The following is a 15,918-nucleotide window of genomic DNA, read 5'->3' on the forward strand; positions in this document are numbered from 1 at the left end:
GATAAACCCAGCACTATATTACCGCCTGCCGGCGACGCATTGCGCGCCTCAGGCGGTTAACCCCCTCCCTGATTTTCCTCTACCGCGTCAGTAAATTATTACAACTTGTTTAAGCCGGTTTTTGTAATTAGCAATAGCTGATTGATTTCCATAATATACCTTTACTTTTCTGCAGTCTTGGCACTGCCCAAAACCAATCACGGAAAGAAGTCCAATGCGTCAAATAACTTGTATCTTTACTTGCTTAGCCTGTTTCTCCGCGCCAGTTCTGGCGGAAACTTGGTATGTGGGAGCGGACGGGGGCGTAGGAATGGTGAAAGCCTCCTCCGAAAAATTTTACATCCCTGCAGCCAATGTTCGTTTGGGCGGACGTCTTGAAAACGGCGTTGGCCTGGAAGCTTTATTCTCTATTGGCGTGACTGATTCCGAAGAAGCGAACGTCAATATGGAGCTGAACAGCATGGCGGGCGGTTATTTGACTTACACCGGCGTACTGAGCGACACCACGTTGCTGACATTGGGAGTCGGTTACGTCGCCACTGAGCTGGAAACCGAAGTGGGAGGCAAAACTTCCGATCTCTCATTCGATGGAACCAGTCTGGCGATCAGGTTGGAAGAGCCGCTCAGAGCCTATCCCAGCGTGAAACTGTCCGCTGGCTACTATTATGTGTTTGAAGATGATGGCGTGAAGATCAGAAACTTTGGTCTGGGATTGCAATATGATTTCTAACCTCAGAAAAACCCGTGTTGTAGCCGGTTTTGCCGCGCTGGCGTTGTGCTCTGTGTTGCTGTCCGCCTGCGGCGGAGGCTCTGGCGATACGGATGCGTTGAATGACGCGGTCGATGCAGGAAAACTGGACGCTAAGAGTCTGACCCTGACTTCTACCTCTGACAAAGTGCTGTTTGAGCCTAATGAGAGCTGGCAGCTGAAGGTGGTGGCGGAGCTGAATAACGGCTCGACCCAGGACATCACCAGTAAAGTGAAATGGAGCACTGACGATGGCGCTCTGGCGACGGTCGACAATGCCGGCAAAATGACGACCGGAACCCCGGTTGGCAATCAGGATGTGGTGATTACCGCATCACTGGTGAACCTCAACGCGCAACTGACGGTTACGGTGTCTGACGCCACCTTATCCACTATTGAGGCGAGCGCAAGCAATTCCGAAGTAGATGAATGCCGCAGCCTGACCCTGAGCGCAACGGGAACCTACACCGACGGCTCTCAGCGTCCAATTGTTTCAGGGTTATCCTGGATTAGCAGTGATAGCGCCGTGGCGACGATTAACAGCGACAGTAGCATGCTGGTGACCCATAACAGCGGCAACGTAAATGTGTCTGTCAGCCGGGGTGCAGTAAAATCTACGGACGTGCCTATCACGGTCAACGATACACTGGCGTCTTTGAAGATAAACGAAGGCAGTACGGTTTCTGTCAGCAAGTCCGGCAGCACGACTCTGACGGTCAGTGGCGACTACAGCGATGGAACCAACAACGTCGGCATCACCTCCAACGCTATCTGGACCAGCGGCGACACGGGGGTGGCCACGGTTGATGGCGGTAAGGTCACAGGCGTATCGACGTCTTCCACGACTGTCAAAGCGGCATGTGGTGGACTTTCCGCCGATACGACGGTGAAAGTATTGGAGATTTCCGGTTATGAGCTATCCGATGTCAAAGGCGACACGGCTCTGGAAGAAGGTGAGGTGCGGCAGTTGAGCTTCTATGAGGTCTACACTGACAGCACTAAAAACAATATCTCTTCTAAGGCGGACTGGGAAATTACCACCGGCGACGAAATCGCGGATATCAATGGCGATGGCAAACTCACGATGAAGAATGACTTCAGCGGATATAGCGGTACTTCCATTACCGTTAGAGCTGAATATGACGACAAATCAAAATCGTTGACCATTAATATTGAGAAATAGTTGGTGATTATTCTCTAACTCTATGTAAAAGGGGCGATTTATCGCCCCTTTCTCTTTTCGGGTAGGGCAAGGATGTGGATAATGGGCGCCGGCGTTGTTATGGAGGCTGCCTTGAATTATCTGATTAATGTCCTTGTACTTGCTGTCCTGGCGGGTCTTTCCTATTTCGGTTATCAGCAGTATCGCAAAGCGGTGCGCAATAGACGCGTCCGATTTATCGATAACTACCGTTTCCCTCCCACCATTGATCGGCGTATCGCCAGGAAATATCCGCATTTGACCCCTGCGCAGGTCGAAAGAGTTCTCACTGGTCTACGGGAATATTTTCATATCTGCCGCATGGCGAATGGACGAATGGTGTCCATGCCGTCGCAGGTGGTGGATGTCGCCTGGCACGAGTTTATTTTGTTCACCCGTCGTTATGAAAAATTCTGCGACGAAGCTTTTGGGCGCTTTTTACATCACACGCCAGCGGAAGGTATGGGCAAAGCTACAAATGTGCAGGATGGGGTGAAACTGGCCTGGCGCTTGAGCTGTTTAAGGGAGAACATTGATCCTCTGCGGCCCAAGGCGTTGCCCATTCTGTTCGCCCTGGATGCGGAATTGAAAATTCCCGATGGCTTTTACTATTCGCTGGATTGTACAGGACGCAATGACCACTGCGCGTCTAATATAGGGTGCTCTAGTTCCAGCTCCAGTTGTTCCAGCGACTGCGGTGGCGACTGGGGGAGCGGCTCCGGCCGGCGCTACAATGATAATGACAACGACAGCAGCTCAGACGGCGGCAGCAGTTGTGGAAGCAGCTGCGGCGGAGGTTGTGGCGGCGGCGACTGATACAACGCGTCATCCCTGCTAATATTTCCCTAATAATCCAGCGGACAGATATCGTTTTCCTATTTGTCCGCAAACGGCAGGAGCTGCTACTTATGTCAGCCCCTGTCTTCAGAGGCTTGTCGTCGCGAAGCGTACCGCCTCATTGAATACGGGATCAGGGTATGAAGCTGTTGTGTGGCCTGTGGCTGACGTTGATGGCGGTTTCCGCCTGCGCGGATCAGCGTCCTCTCCGTTATTATCAAAAAGACAGTCGTTACGAATATCGAATTCAGTTGCTGCAACTGGCGTTGCTAAAGGCGGGGGTTGGTAATGAATTCATGCTGCGTCCCCTGCAGGACAATGTCACTGCGGCAAGAGGCTTGGCTTTACTGGAGCGTGGCCAGCTGGATGTGGCGTTCCTGCCCACCACCGTTGATCTGGAGCGGCGCTTTCGGGCGGTGAAAATTCCCATTCTACGGGGAATACTGGGCTATCGCGTGTTTTTGACGCATAAACACAGTCTCCCCGCATTGAGCCTGGTGAAGAACCTGGATGATCTGCGTGAGCATTTTGTCGCTGGCTTTGGCGCGCAATGGAGTGACATTGACATCTTGCGCGGCAACCATCTCAAGGTGGAGGACTCCCCGCAATACGGACTTTTATTCGATATGCTGATGGAGATGCGCTTCGATTACTTTCCCAGGGGACTGAATGAAGCCTGGAAAGAGCTGGAGGAGCGTCAGGCGCAATATCCCGATCTGGCGGTGGAGCCCACGCTGGCGTTGTATTACCCCTATCCGGTGTACTTCTTTGTGGGCAAAGGGGATGAAACCCTGGCGCGATTGATTGAAAAAGGGCTAAACGTAGCGCTGCAGGACGGTTCGTTCAAACAGCTGTTCCTTGCCCATCACCAGCCGTTTTTAGACCGCGCGCAGTTACCGCGTCGACGTGTATTTCTATTGCAGAATCCCACTCTTCCTGCTGGGACGGAGGCGCCGGATACGCACTGGTGGTTGCCGGAATCGCCCCTGAATGAAGGCGCACCGTCAGTCGAATAGTTGCAGTCCTTCGTAAGGTTCCTCGCGCAGTGAACGCAATCTGGATTGCAGAGAGCCGACATGGATTTCGAGCTTATGGCCGTCGGGATCGAGAATATACAGCGAATCGCCTTCGCTGCGGTTTTGCTTCCATTGCTTCACACCTGCCTGGTTGAGCGTTTCTCTCATTAGAGGGAAGTCTTTCTCGGCGATATCGAAGGCGATGTGTGAGTAGTCGCCGCTGGGTTGGCTGGCGTCCAGAGAAAGACATATCCAGAGCTCACCCGCCGACAGATAAGCGCCTTGTTTCCACTTGGCGTGAGGCGTCATTCCCAACAGAGAAACGTAGAACTCGAACGCGACGTCCAGGTCGCTGACCGCAATGGTGATATGGTTGAGACCATTCAACAATCTGCGCGGAGCGCCTTCGTTTTTCAACATGGCTATCTGACGTCAGATTTTGCTGTGGTCGATGAACAGGGCTTCCAGGCCGGGTGTTTTACTGCCTTTATTCGCCTGATACAGATGACAGCTGATGCGGGCGTAGTTATCGAGATCGCTCTGCACCAGACAAGTGCTCTCATAGGCGATGCTGTTTTCTTGAAAGCGCATGCGCAAGACCGTGGCTTCGCCATGCGCGGCGTCTTCAATCGCCGCCTCGCCGAATATCACGGCGCCGCCGATTTCCCGCTTGATCTTGAGTTGGTGATTCTCGGAATAGATTTGCAACGCGCCTTGATAGGTACTGGTGGAGTCGGGCGCCTTACCGATGAGTTGGTAAGCGCCGATGATGAAATCTCCGAGGAAATCTTTGGCGGTCTCGCCGCCGAAAGCGGAGGGGGATAACAGACAGCACAACAGCGCTGCAGGTTTGAGGTTCATCCTGAAAATCTCCTTAGGATACTGTGTAAGTCGCCGTGCCCAGCGCGATCGTCTGCTCTCTGTCATTGACCAGCTCCATGCGTGTCACCGCTATCGACTGGCCGTGACGAATGACGCTGGCGGAGGCGACGAAAAACGCGCCGCGCCCGGGGCGCAGATAATCCACCCGCATATCTATCGTGCCGAGCCTGCGCAGCTTGCGCTGCACTTCTTTCGGGTCAATTTCCGTTAGCCGCTCGATGATGCTGATCGTCGCCACCAGACCGCCAGCCACATCAAGCAGCGTTGCGGTGACGCCGCCGTGCAGGATGTTCTGAAACGTATTGCCGACCAGCTCCGGCTTCATTTCCAGTCCCAGCACGACTTTCTCCTTGCTGACCTCGCGGACTTTGATGCCGACCAGCCGGTTAAAGGGGATATGCTCGTTAAAATAAGCGGTAATCGTTTCTATCAGCTGTGCTTTGTCCATGCAATGCGCCTTTCACCTTGTTGGGCGGAATGTCTCATTAAAGCAGAGGCGTCATTACGCAGCCTATGAGACATAAAGGTTTGTTGACATTACGCTTTTATAGCCTGTTTCCGCCTCCAGGCGTAGCCCTGATTTTCCTCCAGAAACTGGATGAAGTCCGCGCCGAAGTTTTTATACCCCTTTGCGGAGAGGTGAATTTCATCCGCCCAGAATTCTTTGCCGGTCAGATTCAGACGACGTGTCTGCGCGTCGTAGAACAGCGTATTGTCGTATTGGGAGAGCGTTTCAGCGAGGGCGTCGGACAGACGTCCATGTATGATGCGGATGATGTCATGACGCAAAGGCGATGCTTCTGCGGGCGGGTATCCATGCAGTTCGAATACTGATGAGATCCAGGGACCCGAGCGTAGAAGCAGAAACAGTTTCCATCCCCGTTCACGGCTCAGCGGCGCACTGTAACCATGACTCACGATGATGGCGTTGGGGTGATAAAGGTCGCGCATTTCCAGGCTGCTTTTGTAGAAATCCGTGATACTGCTCAACACCGTATCGAGAATATCCTGCCGCAGGCATTGCTGCGCCGTTAGGCCCGGTTCGTAGGGCGTAAGGATCGGCGCCAGATTGGCGAATATGTCGTTGCCGCCTGCGCTGATGAAGATATAGTCAAGTCGGACGTGGGCGTGTTTCAGCCTGCGATAGTGCTGTAAATGCGGTTGCATCTGCAGGGTGGTGGCGCCGGAAATGGCGAGGTCCAGCCAGTTGGCGCCCTGCGGCGCCAACATGGCGATCGCTTCAAAGATATTATTGGGAGCGTTTAAGGCGCCCCAGCCGCGGCCCGGGTAATCAAACCAGGAGTCGCCTTCCAGCAGGATATTCGGATACTCGCGCCGCACGCCCTGTCTGACGCCGTCAATAAACTCGTTTAAATTTCCGCTGATGTAGTGTTGTCCTATCTGTCTCGCCATGACCTGTATTGCCTGTCCTTATGTTCCTGATGATTCAGCGCTTGTGTTGAAAGCGCCCCTCCCGCAGGAAATGCAGGGTTTGTTCCAGCGCAGTCTGGTTGCGCATGATAAACGGATGCGTTGCAGGGAGCACCAGAAAGTCTCTCATGCCCGTCAGCTTTGCCCGCTCAACCGACACTTTACCGTCATTGGGACCTTTGATCATGAGGGAGAGGAGAGGATTTACGGAGCGGTCGCCGGTGATGACGCCGCATTCAAAGTCGGGTGAGCCCAGATTTTGCAGTAACTGGTTGTCGACGGCGCCCAGTTGCCCGCCAGCCGGACCGTTAATCAACTTGAATAACCTCAGCTTGCCCAATTTGTCGACCACTTCGCTACCCTGACTGGGCGGGCTGAGCATAACGACCCGACCTATGGAAATGTCAGGCTTCAATGCCCGCAAAACCCTGACCAGGATACCGCCCATGGAGTGTGTGACGAAATGGAGTGGCAAGCTGTCGGAGCCGAAGCGAGCGTGTAAGGCGGGATAGAGATGCTGCGTCGCCAGTGCTTCCAGGGAGAGTCGCGTGGAAGGATAGTTCAGGTTGACCGTATCGAAACCCTGTGCGTCGAGATAGCGTTGCATACGGTTCAGACTGCGGGACGTGCGCGCCAATCCGTGCAATAGCACAACCGGCTGCCCCGCCAGGGAAAAGGGGTGATGAATCATGATCGGGCTCCACTAAGAGACAGGTCTGTAGAGTCTAGATGCGTGGATGTATGTAGGGGCGCCGCAGAGGATAGGGTTGCGCCAGATAAACCTTTAAGTTGCGTTTTTCAATACCAAACAAGGCGCTGGCGTTAGGCGTTAATTGATAAAGGACAAGCTAAAACAATTGAAAACACACTCGGTGCGGGCAATCATCTATACTAGACCAATGGCTAAGGTTAGCTAACGCGTTGGATGCTATCCACAAGGAATTTTCGCTTAATAATTAAACAAATAAAGCGAATGTATGAATGAACTATCTCGTATGCAAGGGGCTTTAAGCAGGGGGCTGAGATGGATATGCGATTTTATGGTGTGGACTGGATCGCCATGTTGTTGACGTTTGTCGCAGTGTGGCAGATCGGCAATAAGAACAAAGCTGGGTTTTGGCTGATGATGCTGGCCAATGTGGGATGGATGATGGTAGGAATCATGGGCCAGAGCACCGCCATTTTTCTGGCGAATGCAGTTTTTCTCTCAATGAACTGGCGCGCCGCCAGTAAATGGGCGAAACAGGAAACGACCGCTCATGCGGATACCGCTTGAGGCGGGGGCGTTTACAGTAACGGGGACTCCTGCAGGCTTTGCCGGTAAGTCTCCGGCGAGCAGGAAAACCAGCGTTTAAAGGCGCGGCTGAAATTGCCGGCGTCGTTGAATCCCAGACTGTATGCGATTTGGGAGATGCTCATGGAAGAGGACTTCAGATAACGCTCCGCTATTTCCTGCCGCACTTCATCAACCAGCTCACGGAAGTTGGTTCCCTCCTGACTGAGATGACGTTGTAGCGAACGTTCACTTAAATGCAGTGTATGCGCCACTTTCTGTAAAGACGTTTCCTCAGTCGCCATGGTCTGGCGCAGCAGCGAGCGTACTCGCTGAGTCAGCTTTCTGTTGAACAGGCGGCCGAAGTAGATTTCGCAAAGTCGCTCGTTTTCATTCGCCAACAACACATCGGCGTTAGGCAGGCGGCAGTGAAAATAATTACGGCTGAAAACCAGGCGGTAGCGACTGTCGCCCCAACTGACCGGACTGCGGAAATAGCGCTCGTAGTTTTCATAATCCGCGGGTCTATCGCGCCCCATGGAAACACGCAACAAGTCCGTTCCCTGCGGCGTCAGAAAGCGGCAGATACGCACCATCATGCAGGCTGCGGCGTCCAGAATGGCGTCGTGCAGCGGCGCCTCGCCTTCGCGCACCACGCCCAACTCCACTTCATCGCCGTTGGTTTGCAGATACAGTCGGGTGACGTTGGAAATGCCGTAGTTATAACGAATCACGCGAGAAAATCCCTCCCACAAAGACTGACTGGCGATAACCGCGTAGCCCAGGGCGTGGAAGGTGGTCAAACTGATATTTTTGCCAGCGTCGATGCCGATGCTTTCGCATTGGGTCGTTGCAATGACGGCGTCGAACAAGGCGTTGATTTTATCGGTGTGCACGGGAGCGAGGGGAGACTGCAATTCGGAAGCGCAGAGTTGCGCAGACTGCATTAAATCATAAGCGTCCAGCCCTTGTTTCTCAAAGGCGTCCAGACACATTTTCACCCAGTTGGCGATGATGAAGGGTTCGTCCAGTTGTGGCGTCATCATAAGAGTAGTTTCTCTTCCATAGACTTGGCGAAATAACTAGCCTGCCGCAGGGTCGCCGCCCATGCGTATTCGAATATAGCAAATCAAGGGCCAGGGAAAACTCGGCCAAATAACCTAACGAAATAGGCGTACTTCACACTGTTAAAAAAATGGCAGCAAGTGACAGGTGAATAGCGCGCAATGACATGTCGAATGGACTCTCAATAGCTAGGATGTTCCGCTCCGATAAAACCAAAATGATAGAAACAAGAGAGGGGAACTACTCGTGAAATTAAAGCTTTTAGTAGCTGTCATGGCCGCCATGACAGGCAGCTACGCCTTATACCACCAGTTAGGCGATGGATCGTCGGACGCCACTTCGGCGTCGGTGGAAAACGCTCAATCATCCGCTCAGACTGTCGCAGCCGCGACGGCGATGACGCCTGGCTCCGCGCCAGCGGGTGCGCCGGCCTCTGCGAAGTCCTCAGGCGATGCGCCCAGTATGGCGGATGTTGAGGACTTTGTAGCCAATCTAGATGATCAGGCGGATACGGGTTATCAGTCCCCCAATGCACAGTTTTCGCCCCCCGCGGCTGGCGCTGACCTATTTCAGGGCGAGCGCACTGCTGGGGTTGGCGCGCCTTTCCATCTGAAACCGAATGGCGATCAGCCGCTGGTGGCCAGCGACGCCAATATGGCCAAGCAGGCGATTATGATGGGCGGCAAGCAATTGCTGAATATCAGCGAAAACGACGACCTGGAGTTGAAAACCTCCAAGCGTGATGACGAAGGCAACGTCTATTACAAATTCGCCCAGGAATATAACGGCGTGCCTGTGCACGGCCGTGAAACAGTGGTGCAGGCGTCCGGCCAGGACGAAATCAGTCTGGTGACCGGCGAATTCGAGCCGGGCATCCAATTGGACGTTAATCCTGGTTTGAACGGTCAGGTGGCGTTCAACAAAGCGGTCGACAGTATGCGCGACACCCTCAAGGGCGAGCCAAGATTCCGCGAAGATCCAAGCCTGCAGATTTATGTGTCCGAAGCGGATGGTCCGGTCCTGACCTGGCGCTCTGTGGTGGAATACACCACCACCGACGAAGGCTATCGCGTAGATGAAATCTTCGTTGACGCCAACAGCGGCAAGATCGTGGATAAACTGCCGCGTTTCTACTCGGCGTTGTCGCGCAGCGTTCACTCCATCGACCGTCAGTGTTTCGATCCTAACTGGGGCAGCAACATCCTGCCGGGCCGTGAAGTGTCGCCTAATGCAGATGAGCACGCCAAATCCGCTTACGACAACTCCGGTTACACCTACTGGTTCTACGACAACATGTTCAACCGCGACTCCTTTGACGGCCGCGGTAAGAAGATGGTCAGCACTGTACACGCGATGTTCTCTTCTCCGAATGGCGGCTGTTCCGGCGATAACGCTTACTTCAACGGCGAGCAGATGATCTATGGCGAAGGCGGCAGCATGTTGCAGAACCCCGCTGGCGCGCTGGATATCGTCGCTCACGAGCTGACTCACGGCGTGACGTTCTCCGAAAGTAACCTGACCTATCGCAATGAGTCCGGTGCGATCAACGAAGCGTTGTCTGATATCTTCGGCGCTGGCGCTGAAACTTACATGATGTCTGGCGGCAGCTCCAGCGGTAAGCCTTCCGGCGGTCTGAAGCCTCAGCGCAGCAACTGGACGCTGGGTGAGAAGGCTTCTCCGAACGGCAGCATGATGCGCGATATGACCGACCCTGTGGCCGACGGGCAGAGCCGTGACAGCTACGACTCTCGTTACACGGGCTCGGAAGACAACGGCGGCGTTCACCTTAACAGCGGCATCATGAACCTGGCGTTCTATCTGCTGTCTGAAGGCGGCGTTCACCCTCGCGGTAAAACCACCAACCGGGTGACCGGCATCGGAATGGAAAAAGCGCTGGCGATCTACTATCACGCCAACACCAATTTGTTCACCGCTTCCACCAACTTCGCTTCCGCGCGGACGCGTCTGGCGCAATCAGCGGAAACGCTGTACGGCGAATGCTCCCAGGAATGGCACTCCATTCATGAGTCTTTCGACGCTGTAAAAGTGCAGGGCAGCTGGACGCCTTGTGACGATGGCGGCGATGACGGTGGAGACGACGGCGGCGACAATGGCGGAGATGACGGCGGTGATAACGGAGGGGACGACGGTGGAGATAACGGCGGCGATACTGGCTCCGTTTCAGTTTCCAGCGCGAAAGCCTCCAGCACCTACAGCAGCAGATACCAGGCTTCGAATCTGCATGACGGTTCTCTGTCTACGCCTTGGGTGTCTTCCACTATCTACAACAGCTATCAGCAACAGTGGGTGATGTTGGATCTGGGCAGCGCCAGAAGCATGTCCGGTATGACCATCAACTGGGATGGCGGCAACTTCGCTGGTTCTTATGACATCTATGTCTGGCAGAATGGCCAGTGGGTGCGTGCGCAACGCATCAGACAGTACCGCTCCGGCGCGGCGGATATCCCGCTGCAAGCCAACTCTCAGTATGTGCTAGTCACCATGCGCTACGGCAACTACGGCCGTTGGTACGCCATTGACGAAATCACGCTGAGATAATCTGCGTTGAGGGGCGCTTGTCGCCCCTTTTGTTTCCGGCGCCGTTGGGACGTTGATGCGGCGTCGGGCCTTCAGCCCGGAGGAGACTGCCTCCCTCAAAAATAACAACGCGGCAGTATAGAGACAAAATCAAAATGAATATCAGAAATGAACTTGCTCCCATTCTTCTGCAAGCCGTATCGGATGCGATTCAATTCAATCGCGCGATTATGGACGGCGGCTTCTTAAACGATTCGGAAAGTCACTTCGAGTATTTGGTGAGTTTGAATCACCTTCTTCATTATTTGGAGGAGGAGTACAAAAAAATAGAAGCAGAGGTGGGCATGCCTCTGAATCTATTAGCGTTGGAGAGCGCCTGAGGCAGGCGCGTAGTGAGTCAGTGGCCGCCCGGATTGTGTTATGGTCGCCGGCTCAATAAATGGACCAGTTCTCTCATGTCATGAAAGCATAAGGCCGCACCTGCGGCCTTTTGTTTTTCCGCATCCATGTCCGCACTATAGGCGTACACCGTCATACCTGCGGCCACAGCGGCGGTGATGCCCGCTGTGGAGTCCTCCACCACCACACAGCGTTCAGGCGCTACTTCCAGTGCGGAGGCGGCGTGCAGATAGATATCCGGCGCAGGCTTGGGGTTCTCAACATCTTCGACGCAGAAACAGTGATCGAAATAGGCATGCAGGCCGGTCCGGTTGAGTTTGAAGTCCATGTCTTCACGCAGGGCGTTGGTCGCCATGGCCTTGGGTAGATGGATCGCCTGTAGTGTTTCTTCTACGTAAGGGACCGTTTTCAGACCAGTGTGCATGGCTTCCCAGAAGCCGGTGCGCAGGCGATGGTGGGTGTCCTCCGGTAACGCCCGCCCCAGCAGGCCGGCGGCGGTGATCAGGTTGGCTTCCGTGGTTTGTCCAGTGAAGTGGGTATGCATTTCCATATGGGACAAATGCAGTCCCTGTTCCGCCAGCAGGCTCATGAATACTTCGTTGGTGAGGCGCTCGGTATCCACCAGCACGCCATCGCAGTCAAAAATAACAGCGTCGTACATATACTTCTGCATGCATTGATCCAGGGTGAGTGAGAGGTAGGGTGTTCGGACAGTATACCGGGCGGATGGCCCTAACGGCATTTATACGTGCGTATAGGCGCGCCCAAGAAAAGGTTTCTCCTACGCGGAGAAACCTTTTGATCAATAGATGTAGAAATCAGTAACTGGAAACGTCCGAGTGGTCCACCTTACAGCTGGCGGTGTTCCAGGCTTCGCCTTTTTTCTCGGACTTGCCGTCGCCTTTGTTCACGCCTTTATATTCCACGCAGATTTTGGGCTTGCCGGATTTGTAGTTTTTGACTTTCAGGTTGCGAATGGTGGCGGTGTCCTTGTAATTGCTGTTGACGCCAGCGAGTCCACTGGATAGCGAGCCTTCGACGATGACGTTATCGACGATCAAATGCCGGGGGCCGCCATTGTTTTTGCAGTCGCCGCAGGAACGCCATAACTTGCCGTTATCGCCTTTGATAGTGAAGCCGCCGGTGATAATCGTTGTGCTGTTCTTGGAGTTGTGCTGGAAGATCTTGTCCGGCTTGCCGCCAGGACCGCCATTCCTGTTGTAAGCCCAGCCGCCAATGATGGTCATGGTCCCGCCTTCCGCCGAGTGAGTGGCGGCGTCTTCACAGATGTCTTCCCAGACCACATTTTCCAGCGTGCAATTGCCGCTGTCGCAGTGAATGCCGTCGGAACCGCCATCAGCGGCGATGCGCAGGTTCTTCACGCTGGCGTTGATCAGAGTAAGCACCGGCGGCTGGTGTTCATCATCGCTGTTGCAGGACAGTCCGATAGTCTTGCCGCCGCAATCCACGCTTTTGTTTTTAATCGTGGCGCCGGCGAAACATTCATCAGCATTGCCGGAACCGCCGGATGGCGTGGCGGACTGTGCGGCGGTGCTGGCGACGGCGCCGTTAGTGTCTGTGTACTTGATCCAGTACCAGTAGGTGGAGCCATTGTTGACCTTGGTGTCGGTGAAAGTGCGGTCGGAGCCGGCCAGTCTGGCGATGCGCTGACGGCCAATAGGGTTGGCGTCGGTGTCGCGCATCACCTGCACATTACGCAGGGTGCCGCTGGCGCTCCACGACAACTTCACCCTGCCGTCGTCGCCGTTGGCTTGCAAGGTGACGGTGATTGCGGCTCCCGCGCCGTCACCGGGGCTGGCGACGTTTTCACGAATGGAGCATTCCTTCACGGACTTGGCCGGGTTCGGATCGACCCCGAATGTGGCGACGTCACAGGAGAATGCGCCGTTTAGCGATTTATAGACGAATTTACCGGCGGCTCCAAAAGCTACCTGAGTTTGACTGCTGACCATACAGGTTTGACCGCTTTTACAAAGCGTGGCGAAGCCGTCTGGTCTATTGGCGGCGGCCTGAAGACTTGTTGCTGAGGCAAGCAGAGTCAGGCCTAAAGCGAATTTACGAAACATTATGTTCTCCGAATTTATGGTTTTTGTTGACCCTGAAAACGAATGCGCTTGTGTTGTTATTGGCTTATTAGTTTTTATGTGCGGTGCTGGCCTTAACCAGTTCAACTTTGTTTGGCGTAGATTCCCTCCTGTGTAGACTGCCTTTATGAAGCCGACCCGCTCATTGCGTTTGCAGTGAGGCGAGCAGGCTGTCTTCCATTTCTTCAAAGCTCAGCACTTCAAAATCCGTTAACGCCGCCATTTGCTCTTCGTCGAGATAGGCGGAAGCTTCCTGCAGATAGTCATCCCGATAACGGGTTAGCGCTTTGACTGCTTCATCCGCCATAGCGCGTTTATTACTCTGGGCGGTGGCGTAATCGCGCATGGCGATATTGAATGCTTCTTTGTGGCGGAGTTTGGCGAGGAGCAGCGTGCGTTCCTGCTCGTGACTAAGCGGATTGACTGCGCTCAGACTGTCAGTGACTTCTTTCAGTTGATGTTGTTCAAATTCTGAATTGCGGGTGAGTTCAAACAGGCGCGAGCTGTTTGCATCCAGCAGATCGACAATGCGTTGGTCCACCTCGTCCAGCGCCTGGGTGCGCAGCTGGGCGTGCTCTTCGATGCTTTCTGGGGCGGAGAAATAGTTCACTGTGGGCAGCGCGGCGAGGCGCTCTCGCTCGAGCAACAGACTTTGCAATTGTTTCTCTGTTGTGGCGTCGAGGGATAGTTCGGAAAACAAGACGCGGTATTTTTCGCTGACCGCTTGTTGCAAGCTTGACTCTTCCGCCTCCAGTAGTGGTTGTGCGGCGCTATGCGCTAGAGATGAGCGTGCGGTTATGGCTGGTCCTGAGGTAATGCGTGACGCTGGATTCTCCGGAGATGCTTGCTGTTTCCGCCGTTCTACGGGATGTTCCAGGTAGGCGTTGAACGCGGCTACGGCCTCCAGGTAGCGAGCGTCTTGCTGCTGTGTATGTTCTTGAAAACGTTTTCTTTCCTGGTCAAATTTTAATTCCAGATTTTTATTTTCAACCCACAGGTAAGTGGCTGCCGCAGCACAGACGAGCGCGCATGCCGACATGCCTGCTGAGAACCTGGTCATATCCGTGACTCCTGTTTGTCTTGAGGTTGTTGTGATTGTTTATTAATCAGTGGGCGTTAAGCGCATTAAATGTTAGTTAATCTACCTGCGGCGTGAAAACCGGTTAAACGGCATAGACTGGTTGAGTGCTCAGCTGTCTAGCCATGGCAATTGCGGGGTTTTATCTTGAGGAATGGAGCGATTAATGCTCCAGGGACGTGCGAAGAAATCTGGTTACCCGCTCCTCGTACTCTTGTGCCGAGAAGTCATAGAAATCCTGATGATGGGCGCCCACCGCCAGCCAGAGAGATTTGGGCTCTGGGGCATTGGCGAAAAGGCGTTTTGATTCTGGCAATGTCGTGTGTTCATCCTCCGTACCGGCAATGATCAGGACGGGCGCCCGCACACGTTTGATGGCTTCTTCCGGCTTCAACTCATCCAGACTGACGCCTAAACGTAATGGGATTTGTGCGGTTAACAATGGCGTCAGCCATTCTCCCAGCGCGCCGAGTCGCATAGACAAACGATTGCTGACGGCTTGTTCGATGTTCGGGTAAACGGCTTCCAGAACATAGGCGTCCGCTGGCGCGGGCGACTGTCCCAGCAGGCTTGCCGCGCCGCCGAGAGAGACGCCAATAATCGCCACCTTGGCGCACTGGCGTTTGCGTGCGCAAATAAGCGACGGCGGATCTGACGTTGTCCGACTCACGGTAGCCAAACGTGATGTGCTCCCCAGGCGTTTCGCCATGGGCTTGAAGGTCTATCAGCAATGAGGAATATCCTGACTTCTGCAGGAACAGGGCGCGCCTGATCATACTGGTGCGATCGGAGCGTACGCCGTGTAGAAGCAACACGCATTGCTGGCCGATGGCGGGGGCATACCAACCGCTGACGCCGTCAAACTGCACTGCTTGCGCGTTCAGGGAGGCGGGCGGTGAGGGAAGGGGATGATTGACGGAGGCGGATAGCGCGCCACCGGCGGTCCATACCGCCGCGAGACCTAAAACCAGTGCGCCCGTGGCGAAAGCGATACGTTTTTTGAGTTTTTTCATGGGGTTGGAGGACTTCATCATCGCGATAGATATCTACATCGGCGCCGAAACACATATAGCGGGACGGGGACAAGTATGTCGATTTGCGGCCCTTTCGGAAACTGGTTATTTCAGAGCTAGACAATGAGGTGGGGTGAGACGACGCAGCATTGAGCTGCGCCGAGAGAAGGGACGAAGTAAGGAGTTAGGGAACCTCTGAATAACCCATAGTTATCCCAATATCCCTCTCCATTGTGCATTTGGCCCAACCATATACTGCTTTTTCCAACAACTTTCGCCCCTTTCAGGGCGGAAGTGGGCCTATCGCCCTATATCCGCAGCTCTTTCCACAC

General features: G+C 54.3%; 17 protein-coding genes. 7 read left to right on the plus strand and 10 right to left on the minus strand.

What is annotated here, in order from left to right; genetic code table 11:
* Positions 1–214 precede the first annotated feature (214 nt).
* From KP814_RS28600 to KP814_RS28615, 4 genes are all read left to right on the plus strand, one after another.
* On the plus strand, positions 215–730 hold the full coding sequence (locus KP814_RS28600; RefSeq protein ID WP_216739969.1) for an outer membrane beta-barrel protein: 516 nt from the start codon (positions 215–217) through the stop codon (positions 728–730).
* Positions 720–1,931, plus strand: coding sequence for an Ig-like domain-containing protein (locus KP814_RS28605; RefSeq protein ID WP_216739970.1), 1,212 nt, complete (start codon positions 720–722; stop codon positions 1,929–1,931). Before KP814_RS28600 ends, KP814_RS28605 begins: the two co-directional genes overlap by 11 nt.
* Positions 1,932–2,042: 111 nt before the next feature.
* Positions 2,043–2,765: a hypothetical protein gene (locus tag KP814_RS28610; RefSeq protein WP_253938702.1), complete on the plus strand. Its 723-nt coding sequence runs from the start codon at positions 2,043–2,045 to the stop codon at positions 2,763–2,765.
* A gap of 161 nt (positions 2,766–2,926) precedes the next feature.
* A complete protein-coding gene (locus KP814_RS28615; RefSeq protein WP_216739972.1) occupies positions 2,927–3,802 on the plus strand; it encodes a transporter substrate-binding domain-containing protein in 876 nt (291 codons plus the stop codon).
* On the opposite strand, the gene fos is transcribed toward KP814_RS28615, so the two are convergent.
* From fos to KP814_RS28640, 5 genes are all read right to left on the minus strand, one after another.
* Positions 3,791–4,192 carry a fosfomycin resistance glutathione transferase gene (fos, locus tag KP814_RS28620; RefSeq protein ID WP_216739982.1) on the minus strand — a complete coding sequence of 134 codons (402 nt, stop codon included), beginning with the start codon at positions 4,190–4,192 and terminating at the stop codon, positions 3,791–3,793. The two genes, KP814_RS28615 and fos, sit on opposite strands and share 12 nt — an antisense overlap.
* Positions 4,193–4,234: 42 nt before the next feature.
* Complete coding sequence (locus KP814_RS28625) at positions 4,235–4,663, minus strand: hypothetical protein (RefSeq protein ID WP_216739973.1); 429 nt, start codon at positions 4,661–4,663, stop codon at positions 4,235–4,237.
* A gap of 13 nt (positions 4,664–4,676) precedes the next feature.
* Positions 4,677–5,132: a thioesterase family protein gene (locus tag KP814_RS28630; RefSeq protein WP_127968402.1), complete on the minus strand. Its 456-nt coding sequence runs from the start codon at positions 5,130–5,132 to the stop codon at positions 4,677–4,679.
* An 89-nt stretch (positions 5,133–5,221) separates the two neighbouring features.
* Complete coding sequence (locus KP814_RS28635; RefSeq protein WP_216739974.1) at positions 5,222–6,097, minus strand: SGNH/GDSL hydrolase family protein; 876 nt, start codon at positions 6,095–6,097, stop codon at positions 5,222–5,224.
* 34 nt (positions 6,098–6,131) lie between these two features.
* The gene (locus KP814_RS28640; RefSeq protein WP_216739975.1) at positions 6,132–6,806 is read right to left on the minus strand and encodes a triacylglycerol lipase; all 675 of its coding nucleotides are present in this window, start codon (positions 6,804–6,806) and stop codon (positions 6,132–6,134) included.
* Between the two features lie 333 nt (positions 6,807–7,139).
* Between KP814_RS28640 and KP814_RS28645 the strand changes: the two genes are divergently transcribed.
* Entirely contained in the window at positions 7,140–7,391 is a 252-nt protein-coding gene (locus KP814_RS28645; RefSeq protein ID WP_011394796.1) for a hypothetical protein, read from the plus strand.
* Positions 7,392–7,402: 11 nt separating this feature from the next.
* Here KP814_RS28645 and KP814_RS28650 read toward each other — a convergent pair whose 3' ends face one another.
* Positions 7,403–8,434 (minus strand): AraC family transcriptional regulator, encoded by a 1,032-nt coding sequence (locus tag KP814_RS28650; protein WP_253938703.1) that lies wholly within the window; start codon positions 8,432–8,434, stop codon positions 7,403–7,405.
* A gap of 265 nt (positions 8,435–8,699) precedes the next feature.
* Here KP814_RS28650 and KP814_RS28655 point away from each other — a divergent pair, with 265 nt between their 5' ends.
* Positions 8,700–11,012 (plus strand): M4 family metallopeptidase, encoded by a 2,313-nt coding sequence (locus tag KP814_RS28655; RefSeq protein ID WP_216739976.1) that lies wholly within the window; start codon positions 8,700–8,702, stop codon positions 11,010–11,012.
* A 134-nt stretch (positions 11,013–11,146) separates the two neighbouring features.
* On the plus strand, positions 11,147–11,371 hold the full coding sequence (locus KP814_RS28660) for a hypothetical protein (RefSeq protein WP_127968414.1): 225 nt from the start codon (positions 11,147–11,149) through the stop codon (positions 11,369–11,371).
* Between the two features lie 38 nt (positions 11,372–11,409).
* On the opposite strand, the gene KP814_RS28665 is transcribed toward KP814_RS28660, so the two are convergent.
* The 4 genes from KP814_RS28665 to KP814_RS28680 all read right to left on the minus strand — a co-directional run bounded on the left by KP814_RS28665 (position 11,410) and on the right by KP814_RS28680 (position 15,252).
* Positions 11,410–12,063, minus strand: a complete 654-nt coding sequence (locus KP814_RS28665) for an HAD family phosphatase (RefSeq protein WP_216739977.1) — start codon at positions 12,061–12,063, stop codon at positions 11,410–11,412.
* A 145-nt stretch (positions 12,064–12,208) separates the two neighbouring features.
* Entirely contained in the window at positions 12,209–13,477 is a 1,269-nt protein-coding gene (locus KP814_RS28670; protein WP_216739978.1) for a pectate lyase, read from the minus strand.
* A gap of 160 nt (positions 13,478–13,637) precedes the next feature.
* Complete coding sequence (locus KP814_RS28675) at positions 13,638–14,555, minus strand: hypothetical protein (protein ID WP_216739979.1); 918 nt, start codon at positions 14,553–14,555, stop codon at positions 13,638–13,640.
* A 181-nt stretch (positions 14,556–14,736) separates the two neighbouring features.
* Complete coding sequence (locus KP814_RS28680) at positions 14,737–15,252, minus strand: alpha/beta hydrolase (protein ID WP_216739980.1); 516 nt, start codon at positions 15,250–15,252, stop codon at positions 14,737–14,739.
* Between the last annotated feature and the right edge of the window lie 666 nt (positions 15,253–15,918).

Origin of the sequence: Hahella sp. HN01 (assembly GCF_018986435.1) — a bacterium.
Lineage (GTDB): Bacteria > Pseudomonadota > Gammaproteobacteria > Pseudomonadales > Oleiphilaceae > Hahella.

What these genes read in the sequence shown, in the direction of transcription:
- KP814_RS28600 (WP_216739969.1), top strand. Translation starts at nt 215, where the DNA reads ATGCGTCAAATAACTTGTATCTTTACTTGCTTAGCCTGTTTCTCCGCG.
- KP814_RS28605 (WP_216739970.1), top strand. Translation starts at nt 720, where the DNA reads ATGATTTCTAACCTCAGAAAAACCCGTGTTGTAGCCGGTTTTGCCGCG.
- KP814_RS28615 (WP_216739972.1), top strand. Translation starts at nt 2,927, where the DNA reads ATGAAGCTGTTGTGTGGCCTGTGGCTGACGTTGATGGCGGTTTCCGCC.
- KP814_RS28625 (WP_216739973.1), bottom strand. Translation starts at nt 4,663, where the DNA reads ATGAACCTCAAACCTGCAGCGCTGTTGTGCTGTCTGTTATCCCCCTCC.
- KP814_RS28630 (WP_127968402.1), bottom strand. Translation starts at nt 5,132, where the DNA reads ATGGACAAAGCACAGCTGATAGAAACGATTACCGCTTATTTTAACGAG.
- KP814_RS28635 (WP_216739974.1), bottom strand. Translation starts at nt 6,097, where the DNA reads ATGGCGAGACAGATAGGACAACACTACATCAGCGGAAATTTAAACGAG.
- KP814_RS28640 (WP_216739975.1), bottom strand. Translation starts at nt 6,806, where the DNA reads ATGATTCATCACCCCTTTTCCCTGGCGGGGCAGCCGGTTGTGCTATTG.
- KP814_RS28645 (WP_011394796.1), top strand. Translation starts at nt 7,140, where the DNA reads ATGGATATGCGATTTTATGGTGTGGACTGGATCGCCATGTTGTTGACG.
- KP814_RS28650 (WP_253938703.1), bottom strand. Translation starts at nt 8,434, where the DNA reads ATGATGACGCCACAACTGGACGAACCCTTCATCATCGCCAACTGGGTG.
- KP814_RS28660 (WP_127968414.1), top strand. Translation starts at nt 11,147, where the DNA reads ATGAATATCAGAAATGAACTTGCTCCCATTCTTCTGCAAGCCGTATCG.
- KP814_RS28665 (WP_216739977.1), bottom strand. Translation starts at nt 12,063, where the DNA reads ATGCAGAAGTATATGTACGACGCTGTTATTTTTGACTGCGATGGCGTG.
- KP814_RS28670 (WP_216739978.1), bottom strand. Translation starts at nt 13,477, where the DNA reads ATGTTTCGTAAATTCGCTTTAGGCCTGACTCTGCTTGCCTCAGCAACA.
- KP814_RS28675 (WP_216739979.1), bottom strand. Translation starts at nt 14,555, where the DNA reads ATGACCAGGTTCTCAGCAGGCATGTCGGCATGCGCGCTCGTCTGTGCT.